This window comes from Bradyrhizobium sp. 21 (assembly GCF_023073335.1).
In the GTDB taxonomy this organism is placed as follows: Bacteria; Pseudomonadota; Alphaproteobacteria; order Rhizobiales; family Xanthobacteraceae; genus Bradyrhizobium.
Window position 1 is genome coordinate 79446 of the sequence record NZ_JADPJG010000033.1, and the last position, 12642, is coordinate 92087.

The following is a 12642-nucleotide window of genomic DNA, read 5'->3' on the forward strand; positions in this document are numbered from 1 at the left end:
GCGGGGATTGTCGGCAGCAACTGTACGGCGCAACCGCGCGGCCAGCCCAAAGAGAAAAAGCAGAGGAGCTTCAACGTCGGGACTGGTCGGGGCCGCGAGAACCGAACAAGCTTCTAAATCGAACGTGACGCCAGCATCTTGGCGCTGATCACCGTCACTCTGTAGGTCATCTCCGTGGATCGTTCGGGAAAATAGCGCCCCCTGTAGACTGAAGTGGCCCGGCGTCGTCTTGCCGGACGGCAACGACGGTTTGTTCCTGCACGGCGCGGGGTACGGCCTATTTCCATGGCCTCGTTTGAAACTACAGCGGCCCAGTTTGTTAAATTGGCCTCTATTGGGAATTGGCTAACCTGCGTTAAGGAGCCGCCATTCCGTCCCTGTTAATCTGGCGGAGCCTCGTTTGGGAAACGGAGGTAAAGTCATGCAGCGCCGTCAATTCAAACAGGCCGTTCCCGTTGAAGAACGTCTTGCGGAAGAAGCTGGGCTCCTCCGTGAAGGAGCCGAACTACTCCCCCCTGGACCTGTACGCGACGCCGCCATCCGCAGGGCTCCGCAAGCTGAGACGGGCTCTCACGTGAACGGGTGGCTGCGTCGCCCGGCTTGCAGCCGCCAAGGTAATCCGCGCGCTCACCGCTGGCCCTCGATGCAGAACCACACGCTGTACTTCGGCCTATCGCTCGTATGGCTCGCCGTGGTTGCGGGCTTCTTGCTGTATGTTCTGGTGCAGTAAAGGCCGCCTCGGTTGGCGGCCACTTTCCACACGCACAGCCCGCAGTAGTTCGGTGTCCCGAGCCCGCCGAAGTAACTGCCGTCGTCCCGAGATGAACGGCGTGCGCGGCACGCTATAGTGCCCCGCGTCCCGCATCTTGGCATCGCATATGATCTGCATTTCCAGCGACGTCCCACCCGTCCTCATCTGCACAACCTGCGGACGACCGATGATGTTCTGGGCGACGCTCCCCGCCATCGTCGCCATGCCCGCAGAGCGAGCCTTCCAGTGCCTTCCATGCCAGCGCGTGGCTACGGTCAAGCTGACGTAAGGTCACCTCGCGACCGACCATCCGGCGATACGGGGATTTGATCACATCAACAAAAGGTGCTGCAGGACGATGGCTGCGGCAACGATGCCAAGTAGAAGCGCACCAGCATCCACTAAGCGGTCCCTCTCGCGGTCCCTCACCCATCCCTTCGCCCGGCAGCGGTTCTTCGCAACAGCTCTGGGCTGTTGCCTGCCTGATGCTGCAAGTTCCGATTGACTCACAGACAAATGCCCGGTTCCCGCGTAGAAACAGTGGTGAGCGGTGGGGGAACAAATGTTCAATTTGTAACTTAGGAACCAGTTAACAGGGAGCCGTGCGTTGGAACAGTCGGGGCCTTTCGTGCTGGTCGTCGAGGACGAGCACGCTATTCAAGGTTTTGTCGAAGACGTCCTCAACGAAGCCGGCTTTGGTGCCGTCTCCCTCTCATCAGGCGAAGAGGCCCTGACCATACTCAAGGCAGATAAAGACAAGTTCAGCGCTCTGTTGACAGACGTGAACCTGGCGGGCCGTTCAACTGGCTGGGATGTCGCCATGCGCGTACGCGAGCTAAAGCCGGAGATGCCGGTGATCTACATGAGTGGAAGCGCTGGCGAGCAATGGCCTGCTCACGGCGTTCCCGGCAGCATCCTCCTCATCAAACCGTTCGCACCAGCGCAGCTCGTCACAGCTGTGTCCCAGCTCCTAAACGTCGGCTCCTCGAAAATATAGGCCAGGGGATTTTGTCTACTTCCGGCGGCTGGGGCAAATGGGTGGCGGGGGTTTATGGTCGGGGCAGCTGGATTCGAACCAACGACCTGCAGTACCCAAAACTGCCGCGCTACCAGGCTGCGCTATACCCCGAATGTCCGGCGAGCCCGTCGATACACGCTTCCAGCCGCGCCAGCAAGGCTGGCAACGCCCTCGCCGCCCGCGCTATTTGCTGCCGAAAAGCGGGTGCCCGACCCGGTCACCGGGGCGGATGCCGTATTTCTGCGCCGTTCCCGCCACCACCTCCAGAACAGCCCGCGCGGGACCCTTGGACGAGATGATTTTGGTCGACATCGGCTCGGTGTTCTCGGCGATGCGCAGGATGCGGCCGTCGGCGCGGATGAAGATCATGTCGAGCGAGACGTAGGTGTTCTTCATCCACATCGACACTTCCTGCTCGGGATTGAAGTCGAACAGCATGCCTTTGCCGTCGGCCAGTTCCTTGCGGTACATCAGGCCGGTCTGCTTCTCGTCCTCCGTCGTCGCGATCTCGACCGAGAACACCTGCACGCCGTTCCTGGTGACGATCTCGAGCGGCTGGAAGCTGGCGGCGCGGACGGGTGCGCTCGCGACGGCACAACCGGCGATAACGAGGATGGCGGCAAGCCAGCGCTTCGCAACGGCGAAGACGGCCTTTCGATCGAAATTCATGGATGGCACTCGAGGCGTGGGACTGGACCAGTCCTTACGCGGCGGTCGCCGGAAAAGCCAGAGGCGCGCCGGTCAGCCAGCGCGCCTCTGCTCACAATTGCGGGAATTGGCGAACTAGTGGGACGAGACCGGCGATCCCGTTTCGGGATGGATCTCGGCCGCCATCATGCCCTTGGAGCCGGGCCCGAAGCGGACCAGGACATACTGGCCGGGCCGCAGTTCGGTCATGCCGAAGCGGCGCAGCGTCTCCATGTGCACGAAGATGTCGGGCGTGCCCTCGCCGCAGGTCAGGAAGCCGAAACCGCGCAGCCGGTTGAACCATTTGACCTGGGCCCGCTCCAACCCGCTGGTCGCGGTGACCGTGACATGGGTCCGCGGCGGCAGCATCTGCGCCGGATGGATCGCGGTCGATTCGTCCATCGAGACCACGCGGAAGGCCTGGTAGCCCTTGGCGCGCTGAATGCACTCGACGACGATGCGGGCACCCTCGTAAGCCGTCTGGAAGCCGTCGCGCCTAAGCACGGTAACGTGCAGGAGCACGTCGGGCCAGCCATTGTCGGGAACGATGAAGCCGTAGCCCTTTGAGGCGTCGAACCATTTGATGACGCCATGAACCTCGACGAGGTTGGCGCTGCTCTCGCCAAGTCCGGTGAAGGGACTGAGCGCGCTGTCGCGACCGGCACCGCCGTGTTCGCCCACCGCGGGAACTCCGACCTTCTTGGACTCAAATCCGTCCGACGACCCCATAACCCCGGACCCCACACATGCCATGCAACCCGCCTGAATGGCGGCGCTCGAATCACGCGTCTTAAGAGAATGTTCTCAATTCGACGCGACGCGAATCTTTCGACTCAAAAGATAACACTCCCGGTTGCGACGCATAGACAAAAAAGAGATTCGCCGGAACCTATGAACAGCTTGCACAGCCGCGAATCAAATTACCGCCTCAATTACCGACAAAGGGCCCGAGGGTTTCGCCGATGTCGTGGCGGATCACGAGGTCGGCGATGTCGTCCTGCTCGGTCGGCTCGCGGTTGATGATCACCAGACGTGCACCTGATCTCTTCGCCATCATCGGAAAGCCCGCGGCCGGCCATACGACCAGCGAGGAACCGATCGCGATGAAGAGGTCGCAGGCTTGCGACAGCGCGGTCGCCCGCTGCATTTCGTCCTCGGGCATCATCTGGCCGAAGGAGATCGTGGCGGTCTTCACCGGCTCGTCGCACGCGGTACAGTTGGGCGCGGCGCCCTCCTCGTCGAAGCGGCGCTTCACCCAGTCCAGTGGATAGGCCTGCCCACATCCGATGCAGCGCGCATAAGTGGTATTGCCGTGAAGTTCGATCACGTGATCGCTGGCGAAGCCGGAGGCCTGGTGCAGATTGTCGATGTTCTGGGTGATGATCGCGGGAACCTTCCCGGCGCGGTAGAGCGAGGCGAGCGCGCGATGGCCGCGGCCGGGCTTGGCCGCCGCAAAGACCTCCTCCATCGCAAAGCGCCGGCGCCAGGATTCGTCGCGCGCCTCCTGGCTCGCGACAAACTCGTCGAACGGGATCGGGCGGTTGCGCGTCCAAAGTCCGCCCGGCGACCGGAAGTCGGGGATGCCGCATTCGGTCGAGATGCCGGCGCCGGTGAACGGCACGATCCGTTTGGCTTCGGCGATCATGTCGCCGAGATGGTCGACGCCGCTGCGAAGATCCGATGCAATCAACACGACCTCCCGTTTTTTGCCGATTTGCTTTTCGCGCTAGCTACAACATGCGCAAGCGACAAGATTGTTGACGCTGTTATCCACTGCCGCGCAAGCCGTGGTCGGCAATTTTTTCCGCCCTTCGCTTATCACAATCCTGCAATGTCTCCTCCCCATTGACGCCCCAATCAGAAGCGCCAATGCATGTGTAAGATGCGACTCAACATGATGCGGCGGCGGCGCTTGAGTTCAGTCGTGCACACATGGTTCAGGTGTAACCGAGGGGATGGACATGACCGAAGACGAACAACGCAAGATCCGCGAACGTGAAGAGATCGCCGCCCGTGTCGCCGCCTTCCGTGCCACGCAGGAAAAATTCAAGCGCGAGCGTGACGAGTATTTCGTGTCGACGCTCGACAACGCGCGCAAGGTGGAGCGGCCCTCGCTCTGGCCGTAAGACACGCCTGATCAACACGCATGGAAAAAGCCCGGAGCGTCGCTCCGGGCTTTTCATTTGTTCCGCGTTATGTGTTCAACCCTTACCAGTGACGGTAATAATGGCGGCGGTGGTAGTACGGTCCATCGCCATAATAAGCATACGGGCCGGGGCCGTACGCATAGGCCGGTCCGCCATAATAGCCATACCCGGGGCCGTAGCCGTAGCCATAAGGATGGGACGCAGCGACGGCGCCCGCGGTGATCGCGCCGGCGGCGAGGCCGAATGCGAGGCCCGGACCAATGCCGCGGCCGCGCGCCTCGGCGGGCGCAGGCGCCGCGATCGCGGTCACGCCGACGGCCGCAACGGTCGCAAGAACTGCCAGTGTCTTCTTCATGATCTTCTCCTTCATATTCGCAGAGACAACGCCGGCGCAGTGCGATGGTTGCGCGCAGCTTGCGGAACCCAGCCGGGTCAAAAATTCTCGATCTGAGGGAACGAAACCGGCTTGGTGCGATTGGACCTGTAAGTGCGGAAGCCTCCGCTATCCGGTAGAGGCAACAGCACCAAGACCCCGTCAGTATCCTCCGCGATGCTGGCGGGGTTTTCAGTTTCACGGAGAGAAAATGGCAGCAGACGATCGTTGCTGCCAGCGGGGCGGATGCCAAGGAGGAAAGAGTGCCCATATCCGCGTTGCTGGCGCGTATCCGCAGGCTCGTTCCCAGATCCGGTGACGAGCATTATGACGAGATCGTCCGCAGTTTCGGTGTCGGCGCGTTGCGCCCGCCTCCGACGCCGATGAGCGACGGCGAGCTGGCGCGGGCCATTGCCGAGTTCCTCAAGGATCGGCCGTCGAGCGGTTCCGTGGCGACCCTCGGCCGCCGGCTCGACCCCTCCTCTCCACTCTGACAGATCGCCTGGAACGCTTCGTCCGGTGTGGGGAACAAACCTTTCGCGCACATGTTGAGGTCGCTTCACACCAAGCGAGACCTGACATGCCCGCGTGGCTCGAAATGTTGCTCAACCTGTCCGGCTATGCCGGCTTCGTGGCGCTCGCAACCCGCGGCACCGCTGGCCCGAGCAGTTCCGCCGACAAGCAGATCTATGGCGACGGCCGTTAATTCGCGTGCGGCGCCTGGCCTGCCGTGCGCACCAGCCTGTCGGCCTTCACCGCGACGCCGGTGTCCTCGAGCTGCGGCCGCAGCGAGAAGCTGATCACCACGAAAGCGAGACAGAACAGCGTGCCGACGATGGCGACGCGCCGGTAGGTGTGGCGGTCGCCTTGATAAAAGGACGGTTCTGAAAATGGTGTCATGACAAAACTGCTTTTTCGCAAAGTCGTTTTCTTTGACAGACACCTATCCCAACGCGCGGCAAGCGCAACGCGATTGGGCTTTTAACCTAACCGAATAGGGTTATCGGCTTCCCGGCAAGCTTCCGTTAGGAATTCGCGAAGCGCCTCTAGATCTCGGCGAGCAGCTTCAAGCTCGCGCGAAAGCCGAGGCTGCGATGGCCCGCGACCAGCACGGTGCCGAACACCTCGGCCGCGTCGTCGCTGAATGTCCCGGAGAAGCCGCTCGTCGCCTCCTCGCCGCCGAACAGCGGCCGGGTGAGGCCATCGGCCAACGGCGTATGCTGGTTGGTGGCAAGCGCGCCCTTCCAGGTACCGTGCTTCGAAGTGCCCTTCTTCGCAGCGCCGTTGCCGATCGTGTAGGAGCCGCGCGACCAGAAATAAGGCCCGCCGCCGAGCAGCACGCCGTCACGCAGGATCAGCACGCCACTGTCGCGGCCCTTCACGCCGTCGAGCATGTGGATGTGGATGGAATAAAGCCCGTTCTTCATGTTGCGCCCGCCGCTGGAGCAACAATAGCGCCGGCGTGGGAGAGCGTCGAGACGATGGTGAGAGGGATCGGCCGTTTGCCGACCGCCTTTGTTCCAGCTTCGCCTGCCTTTCGTTCTCAAAGAACGAATCGGAATAGAAGAAACCGGCACGAAGCAAGCCTTAACAATTCGTTTGCACGCAAACGAGCGCACCATCACAGCGCGCGATCACATCGCGTTTTCGGATGTCGATCGCGTCGGCACCTGCGGCACCGACGGCCTGGCTTTGCGCAAGCGCGGATGCCGGTCGTACCAAACCAATTTTGCGATCTCGACGAACATCTCGAGAAACCAGCACGCATCCATGTCGCGTCTCCCTCGCCTCATTTCGTAACGAGGACGGAGAACGCGACTGTGCGAAGCATCACGCCGGCTTGGCTTGCTTGGCTTGGAGCGGCCTGTCCCGCATCGACACAGAAGGCACGGCTTGTTCTGCATCCGACTCCATTTCGTTCGCAAAGAACGAATCGGAGTCGGGGAATCAATGCAAGCCGATTGCTAACGATCGATGAAGGCGAGCGCAGTTGGCTGTTATCATCGACGCGGCGCGACGCGGATCACGCCGCGCGCTTCACGGTGTTCTGCTCCGAAAAATCCTTCTCCGAAAAGCAGTCGAGGATCTGAATGCGGAGCTCTTCCGCGGCCGGGCCCTCTAGCTTCCTGAGCTGATTCCAGAGCCTGATCACTTCGCGTTGTTTCTCGACGGTCATGGTCACCTCCAAAGAGATGACCAACTAGAACAAAATAAGAACGAAAAGTCCAGTCCCTTCCGCGAAATTTTCCGAGCACGTCCCGCTCAGCCCTGTCGGCGCCGCGTCGACACCGCAGCCAAGTTGCGTTTTGGATTTTCAACCTTAAGTTTGAGGCATGGCTGGCGGCCAGGCGCTGAAATCCCATCGTCGTCAGCCAAAAGAGCCCCGGGCGCAAGCGCGGGGCTTTTCTTTTGGCTGACGGCTTGATGCAAGCGGGTGGCCCCAGCGGCGGTCCGCGACAACAGGCGTTGCCGTGGCCGAGCATCTCTTTCCGTCAGCCGCTGAATGCGAGCTCGTTGCGGCGCGCTGCCGTCAGACCGGCAAATTGTCGGACATTCCGGGCGGGACTTCGCCCTGTTCGGTCCGCTCGGCGAGAAGCTCCCTTTCGGCTTCGTACCAGAACGTGTCCATCGTCCCTGCGGGCTCGCCGGCCTCTTTCCAGAGGTGATAGGCGCGGCTTCGAATGTCTTCTTCACTCAGTCCAGCCATGTGACATCTCCCTTTCGGAAGCAAAGCCTGACACAGCCCGAGAGTTCCTTCCAGCGTGCAGCATCGCACGGCGGTCGCCGCGGCGCTTCGCGAAACGAAGCTGCCGCAACGACATAGCGAGCCGCTTAGACGGAGTCCTTGGCCACCTTCAACGGCGAGGCCTTGACCGACTTGCTGGCGGGCTTCGCCGCGAACTGCATCGGCTCCTTGGTGAAGGGATTGACGCCCATGCGCGCTTCGGTCGCCGGCTTGTTCACCACCGACATCTTGGCGAAGCCGGGAATGACGAACTCGCCGGATTCGTTGAGCTCCTTGTAGCCGACCGTCGCCATGTACTCGATGACCGCCTTCACGTCGTTCTTCGACAACTGCGTGCCCTCGGCAATTGCATCGATCAATTGAGTTTTGGTCATCTTCGCCATGTCTGAATTTCCTTCTGTGCGCGCGAGCAGGCTTTGCTCAGGACGCGGTCCGACCGCGCAACGCGCTTCTGATTCATGCCAACTTTCATGAAGTGACGGGGCTTAAAACCCATCGAGGCCTAAAACGCAAGCAGGGGGTTCTGCGGGGGCCGGCCCACCCAGGAAAAATGCCGCTTGTTGCGCGGTTTTGGGATTGAACCATTCTCCCCCCCGGAGCGTCTAACTCTTTGAAGTCCCCAAGCTTCACCCCCATCAGAGAGCCCCGCTTCCCCCAGGCGGGGCTTTCGCTTTTGGCCGTGGCCGGGGGCACGATGCCGGTCAGGCCGGACATAAGGTCTGCGACGGGGCCACCCCCATGACCCTCACAGGCAGGGTTCTCTTTTCAGGCCAAGTTCGGCATAATGCGGCATGGCAAAAACAAAAGTGACCTTCAAAACCGTCCGCATTGCAGACAACGACTGGAAAATCCTGGCGGATTACCCGGACAGCGAACAACGCGAAATCAAGGGCTTCACCAGCAAGGCGGATGCCGACGACTGGATCAACGGCGACCGCAAGATCGCGTGGCTCCGCTCCCAGGGATACGCCAAGTGACCCGCGTTGCGCGGGCTCACCTCGTCGTGAAACCTGTGACCGGGCATGCGTCGTTGAGACTTCAGTAACCTAACCCCTCCAAGCTCGGTTCAGTAACCGTTGCGTTGGAGTACCCCACAGTGCTGGATTTTCACGAGCTGCGCGAACTCGCGGCTGACGTTCGCGTGTTTGTCGACATCGCCGAAGACAAGGCCGAAGCGCTTTGCGCGGTCATCGCGGCCTATGATGTGGTGCTCGCGATCTTCCCGTCCGAACAGGGCATGGGCCTCCACGTCATCAAGGGCGGCGAGATCCTGGACCAGATCGCGAGATCACGGACCCACGCGACATACAGCCACACGGCCATCGCGGTCCCCGACCTCGAGCATGCGGAAGTGCTCAAGCACCTGACGGCCCCGGTCGCGCAACGGATCGCAGCCTAGACGAGAATTTCTTGGCTCCGGACCGCCCGGTTTAGGAACAGGGCTTCTGCGCTCCCGTTGGCCCACACAACCAATCAGGAGCTTGAGATGAAGAAGTTTATCATTGCGACCGCCGCCCTCGGCCTCATGTGCGGCTCTGCCTTTGCCCAGACCCAGACCGGCCCCGCCGCCCAGTCCGACAACGTGCAGAAGCCCGGCATGACCAACACGGACAAGGGCACGATGACCAAGGGCACGACCGGCATGAGCCGTGACGGCATGAACAGGGGCGGAACGGTGCAGCCCGACGCGTCCGGCCAGGGCGGCTCCGGCCCCGGCAGCGACCAGGGCGGCACCAAGACCCGCAGCAACATGAAGTAAGCCAGGCTCCTCGCACGGCTTGCCTATCGGCCGCGTCGCTTCCCAAAAAGCGGCGCGGCCGTTTCGTGCGTGTGTCACACGCATCGCGATGGCTGCTAGAACGCTCCGGCTGTCGTAGGGTCGGATGTTTCTCGCGAGGGGCTGATGAAGATTGCCATTGTTATCGCCGGCTTGGTTGTTGTTGCCCTGGCCGCCCTCGTGGCGATCCAGCCGAGCTTCCTGAAGCCTGCGTCGCTCGCGCTCGTGAAAAAATCCGACATCCTCGGCTTTTCGCCCGGGATGACATTCGACGAGACCAGCAAGGTCGTCACGCAACGTCGCTATCGCTGCCGCCAGTTGCGCGAGTCCTCCACCCTCGAATGCGACATCGACAGCGCCAAGCTGACGATCGACAGTGACGACGCCGACGCCAGGCACCCGATCTGGCGCGTCAGCGCGGCGTTGAGCAACCCGGGGCCGCAGGACGCCGTCGTCAGATCGATCTCCGATCAATACAACGCCCAGCCGACCAAAGACGCCCGGGAGGGATGGATCTGGACCGTCGGCCGTGGGCTCAAGCTGAGCTATGACGGTGCCGTCCTGAAGCTCGTGGACGAGGCTGAGGACATCAGGCGCGGCAGGGAGCAAGCAAAGCGCTAGGGAGCGCCACGCAGAATGCTCTTCAAAGCCGAAACCGGTTCAAGGTCCATAGCGGGATCCACGATCCCAGCACCACGCAGATTGCAATAGCTGCGACCAGCCCATATTTCAGCGGATGTTGGGAGAACGCGAGCGACCGTTCGAGGTGAAGGTACGGCAGCAACGCCTCCATCGCCATTCCGACCAGGGCAATCATAACCAGCCCGCCAATTATCGAGGCGAACAGATTGATTATCCATCCAATCGCGGCGTGCTTGCTCGACCACGCCTCATAAATCGCCACACCCAACACCACGAGCACAAAGACCAGCATGAAGCCCATCGAGCCGCCGACGCTTCGACTGCGCGACAAAAACCTCCAGCTCCAGCATGGCCGCTACCGCGAGCAGTGTAATGATCTTCACGACGTCCTCACGTTCAGCGAGCGCCCAGCAAATAGACCACGATGAAGTGTTTCGCAGCTCACTTCGATAAAGCGCGCCTTACCAGCGTGAGCGACAGGAGGGCAACGAAGGCAGCCGCCCCGTAAACCATCGCGTTCACGAGCCATGCAATAGCGATGCCCGCGAAGGCAGAGCCGCCTATGGCTCCCCAGAACAGATACGCCGCGCTGATGCCAGGCCACTCCAGCGATAGAAGAGCGTAGTCGGCTAACGACTCCAGGGACAGAAGCACCGACGAGATCAGCGCCCCGATCGCCATTGCGATGATGAATCTCATATCAGAGGCCCAATAGCCCGCTGACGACCGGCATCAGAAAGAATAATCCAAGCCCCATAATCGCTGCCAGGACAATGGCAGCGGCGCGATTGTGAACTTTTGTACCCAGCGAAGTCACCGCTTTCAGCCACAGCGAGTACACCACGTCCCTGATGAAGGCGTTGAGTATTTCGAGCAGCAGTTCGCCGATAGAATTGGCCATGCCGTTTAGTCGCGTCAGCCCTGGTGGGGTTCAACTGCCCCAGCCCTGAGCATTCCATCCGAACTAACGCTACATCGCGGTGCTGCAAGGCACCTTCCGCAAGGGCTGAGCTGCCTGCCGCATTCTCCCCTCTCAAATCCCACTCTATTTGCTTTCTGTTGCGTCTCGATTATGCTCACAGCCATAGATTGCAAAGAATGGAGGTTATTATGCGCCCTTGGATTGATTGCCGTCCTTCTGCTTCTTATTCCTATGACGTCGGCTTCATCATACGCACTGGGCATAACCGCGTTCATCAACAAAGGTGGGCGCATCGTCGCTGTGACGCACCTACAAGACGGAACGCTCGCGATTGCGGTTCAGGACGCAGAGAACAACGTTTCCATTTGCCATATGAAACAGCCCATCAATGACACCTACTCCGTCGAAAATTGCTACAAGGTGGACTAATCGCCCGATGGTCGTCGAGACTCACTTCCTCCAACTCGCGACGGTGCACTCAATGAATCACCGTCGTCATCTCTGACGACTCTCAGCGGACGGAGACATTGGGTGCACTGTCACCGTAACTCCGAAGTAAGTGAGAGCGATCGATCCTGGTCGCAGCGCTTCATCTCCCGAACCAACGAATGCTGCCGAACACTCTTCGCAGCGTTGGCGGCACAGCGATTTCTGAAATATGATAGACGCTTCCGGCGAAGGACCTTGAAGTCTCCAATGAATTTGCTTACACGACCTTAAATTGACAACACGAACTTGCGCAACTCAATTTCATAGGACTGCATATTCGAGGGCAGCAAGATGGCTACATCGAAGGAAAAGGCTCCTTTTTCACCTAAGACCGAGCGCGTTCTTACTCTAGTGCAAATGCTCTTTCCCATACTGGCAACGATTGGCGGCGCCTTATGGGCAATCAACGGTTATTTCAATGATCAAGACCAGTCTCGGTCGCAAGCGGAAGCATCTCGCACAGCTCGAATCAACGACGCACGCAAGCCGTTTTACGAACTCCAACTCAAAATTTATGGCTCTGCAGCGACGGTCGCCGGCGCGCTGGCATCAGAAGACCCAGCCTCCGACAAATGGATGGACGCAAGAAGGAAATTCTACGCGCTTTATTGGAGCGAGTTATCGATGGTCGAAGATAGCAATGTCAAAAGCCGCATGGTGAACTTAGAGAAGGCCCTTGTGAACTTCAACCGCGACAGCTCCCAACGGAAACAATTGCAGGACCAATGCTACTGCCTGGCCACAGCGCTGAAAGAATCGATTGCGTCAAATTGGACCATCGATTTGCAGGGAAGTTCTGCCGTATCGGCGCCTGCCGGCCTCACGCCCAGCAAAAGCTACTGTGACCTTCCGGTGCACACCACAGAAGGGAAAGGGCAAGCTGGACTGCACCCCGTAAATGAGACACGCTAATTTCTGTGACATGTGATCCGTAGGGATGACCGATGACAGATAAGATTGAATTACGGTGACAATGCATTTAATTATGCTGGACGGTGCCGCGGTGCCGACGCCGGCGAACGAATTAGTGCACTGAAGATCATCTAGCCGGCCTCCGCGACCGCGGGGGTGGTGGAGCTAAAGTGAGTTC

22 protein-coding genes and 1 tRNA gene are annotated in these 12642 nt (G+C 60.3%); 9 read left to right on the top strand and 14 right to left on the bottom strand.

From position 1 onward, the window contains the following. The first annotated feature begins 1358 nt into the window (after positions 1 to 1358). The gene (locus tag IVB31_RS28500) at positions 1359 to 1748 is read left to right on the top strand and encodes a response regulator (RefSeq protein ID WP_247330757.1); all 390 of its coding nucleotides are present in this window, start codon (positions 1359 to 1361) and stop codon (positions 1746 to 1748) included. Between the two features lie 55 nt (positions 1749 to 1803). Here IVB31_RS28500 and IVB31_RS28505 read toward each other — a convergent pair. The 4 genes from IVB31_RS28505 to IVB31_RS28520 all read right to left on the bottom strand — a co-directional run bounded on the left by IVB31_RS28505 (position 1804) and on the right by IVB31_RS28520 (position 4146). Continuing rightward, a tRNA-Pro gene (locus IVB31_RS28505) sits at positions 1804 to 1880 on the bottom strand. A gap of 72 nt (positions 1881 to 1952) precedes the next feature. Next, positions 1953 to 2438: a DUF192 domain-containing protein gene (locus IVB31_RS28510; protein ID WP_247330759.1), complete on the bottom strand. Its 486-nt coding sequence runs from the start codon at positions 2436 to 2438 to the stop codon at positions 1953 to 1955. A 114-nt stretch (positions 2439 to 2552) separates the two neighbouring features. Continuing rightward, a complete protein-coding gene (locus tag IVB31_RS28515; protein WP_247330762.1) occupies positions 2553 to 3185 on the bottom strand; it encodes a cold-shock protein in 633 nt (210 codons plus the stop codon). Between the two features lie 199 nt (positions 3186 to 3384). Beyond that, positions 3385 to 4146 carry an NAD-dependent protein deacetylase gene (locus IVB31_RS28520; protein ID WP_247330763.1) on the bottom strand — a complete coding sequence of 254 codons (762 nt, stop codon included), beginning with the start codon at positions 4144 to 4146 and terminating at the stop codon, positions 3385 to 3387. A gap of 271 nt (positions 4147 to 4417) precedes the next feature. Between IVB31_RS28520 and IVB31_RS28525 the strand changes: the two genes are divergently transcribed. Further along, entirely contained in the window at positions 4418 to 4582 is a 165-nt protein-coding gene (locus tag IVB31_RS28525) for a hypothetical protein (RefSeq protein ID WP_007610153.1), read from the top strand. Between the two features lie 82 nt (positions 4583 to 4664). Here IVB31_RS28525 and IVB31_RS28530 read toward each other — a convergent pair whose 3' ends face one another. Continuing rightward, complete coding sequence (locus tag IVB31_RS28530; RefSeq protein ID WP_247330765.1) at positions 4665 to 4958, bottom strand: hypothetical protein; 294 nt, start codon at positions 4956 to 4958, stop codon at positions 4665 to 4667. A 281-nt stretch (positions 4959 to 5239) separates the two neighbouring features. Here IVB31_RS28530 and IVB31_RS28535 point away from each other — a divergent pair, with 281 nt between their 5' ends. Both IVB31_RS28535 and IVB31_RS33590 read left to right on the top strand, forming a co-directional pair. Then, positions 5240 to 5470 carry a hypothetical protein gene (locus IVB31_RS28535; RefSeq protein ID WP_247330767.1) on the top strand — a complete coding sequence of 77 codons (231 nt, stop codon included), beginning with the start codon at positions 5240 to 5242 and terminating at the stop codon, positions 5468 to 5470. 86 nt (positions 5471 to 5556) lie between these two features. Then, positions 5557 to 5682 carry a hypothetical protein gene (locus tag IVB31_RS33590; protein WP_256464358.1) on the top strand — a complete coding sequence of 42 codons (126 nt, stop codon included), beginning with the start codon at positions 5557 to 5559 and terminating at the stop codon, positions 5680 to 5682. On the opposite strand, the gene IVB31_RS28540 is transcribed toward IVB31_RS33590, so the two are convergent. The 6 genes from IVB31_RS28540 to IVB31_RS28565 all read right to left on the bottom strand — a co-directional run bounded on the left by IVB31_RS28540 (position 5679) and on the right by IVB31_RS28565 (position 8105). Then, positions 5679 to 5876: a hypothetical protein gene (locus IVB31_RS28540; protein ID WP_247330770.1), complete on the bottom strand. Its 198-nt coding sequence runs from the start codon at positions 5874 to 5876 to the stop codon at positions 5679 to 5681. The genes IVB31_RS33590 and IVB31_RS28540 overlap by 4 nt on opposite strands. Before the next feature lie 146 nt (positions 5877 to 6022). Further along, complete coding sequence (locus IVB31_RS28545; protein ID WP_247330772.1) at positions 6023 to 6403, bottom strand: hypothetical protein; 381 nt, start codon at positions 6401 to 6403, stop codon at positions 6023 to 6025. Between the two features lie 207 nt (positions 6404 to 6610). After that, positions 6611 to 6748 carry a hypothetical protein gene (locus IVB31_RS28550; protein WP_247330775.1) on the bottom strand — a complete coding sequence of 46 codons (138 nt, stop codon included), beginning with the start codon at positions 6746 to 6748 and terminating at the stop codon, positions 6611 to 6613. 251 nt (positions 6749 to 6999) lie between these two features. Further along, entirely contained in the window at positions 7000 to 7152 is a 153-nt protein-coding gene (locus IVB31_RS28555; protein WP_247330777.1) for a hypothetical protein, read from the bottom strand. Positions 7153 to 7506: 354 nt separating this feature from the next. Further along, complete coding sequence (locus tag IVB31_RS28560; protein WP_247330779.1) at positions 7507 to 7683, bottom strand: DUF2934 domain-containing protein; 177 nt, start codon at positions 7681 to 7683, stop codon at positions 7507 to 7509. A gap of 125 nt (positions 7684 to 7808) precedes the next feature. Then, positions 7809 to 8105 (bottom strand): HU family DNA-binding protein, encoded by a 297-nt coding sequence (locus IVB31_RS28565; RefSeq protein ID WP_247330781.1) that lies wholly within the window; start codon positions 8103 to 8105, stop codon positions 7809 to 7811. A 408-nt stretch (positions 8106 to 8513) separates the two neighbouring features. Here IVB31_RS28565 and IVB31_RS28570 point away from each other — a divergent pair, with 408 nt between their 5' ends. The 4 genes from IVB31_RS28570 to IVB31_RS28585 all read left to right on the top strand — a co-directional run bounded on the left by IVB31_RS28570 (position 8514) and on the right by IVB31_RS28585 (position 10120). Further along, complete coding sequence (locus tag IVB31_RS28570; RefSeq protein ID WP_007591378.1) at positions 8514 to 8699, top strand: hypothetical protein; 186 nt, start codon at positions 8514 to 8516, stop codon at positions 8697 to 8699. 119 nt (positions 8700 to 8818) lie between these two features. Further along, on the top strand, positions 8819 to 9121 hold the full coding sequence (locus IVB31_RS28575; protein ID WP_247330783.1) for a hypothetical protein: 303 nt from the start codon (positions 8819 to 8821) through the stop codon (positions 9119 to 9121). A gap of 87 nt (positions 9122 to 9208) precedes the next feature. Continuing rightward, positions 9209 to 9481 carry a hypothetical protein gene (locus IVB31_RS28580; protein WP_247330785.1) on the top strand — a complete coding sequence of 91 codons (273 nt, stop codon included), beginning with the start codon at positions 9209 to 9211 and terminating at the stop codon, positions 9479 to 9481. Positions 9482 to 9625: 144 nt separating this feature from the next. Then, on the top strand, positions 9626 to 10120 hold the full coding sequence (locus IVB31_RS28585; RefSeq protein ID WP_247330787.1) for a hypothetical protein: 495 nt from the start codon (positions 9626 to 9628) through the stop codon (positions 10118 to 10120). Between the two features lie 22 nt (positions 10121 to 10142). Here IVB31_RS28585 and IVB31_RS28590 read toward each other — a convergent pair whose 3' ends face one another. From IVB31_RS28590 to IVB31_RS28600, 3 genes are all read right to left on the bottom strand, one after another. Then, complete coding sequence (locus IVB31_RS28590) at positions 10143 to 10433, bottom strand: hypothetical protein (protein ID WP_247330790.1); 291 nt, start codon at positions 10431 to 10433, stop codon at positions 10143 to 10145. Between the two features lie 149 nt (positions 10434 to 10582). Beyond that, positions 10583 to 10840, bottom strand: coding sequence for a hypothetical protein (locus IVB31_RS28595; protein ID WP_247330792.1), 258 nt, complete (start codon positions 10838 to 10840; stop codon positions 10583 to 10585). Between the two features lies 1 nt (position 10841). Continuing rightward, on the bottom strand, positions 10842 to 11042 hold the full coding sequence (locus IVB31_RS28600) for a hypothetical protein (protein WP_247330794.1): 201 nt from the start codon (positions 11040 to 11042) through the stop codon (positions 10842 to 10844). An 801-nt stretch (positions 11043 to 11843) separates the two neighbouring features. On the opposite strand from IVB31_RS28600, the gene IVB31_RS28605 reads away from it, so the two are divergent. Continuing rightward, positions 11844 to 12464: a hypothetical protein gene (locus IVB31_RS28605; RefSeq protein WP_247330796.1), complete on the top strand. Its 621-nt coding sequence runs from the start codon at positions 11844 to 11846 to the stop codon at positions 12462 to 12464. Positions 12465 to 12642: the final 178 nt, after the last annotated feature.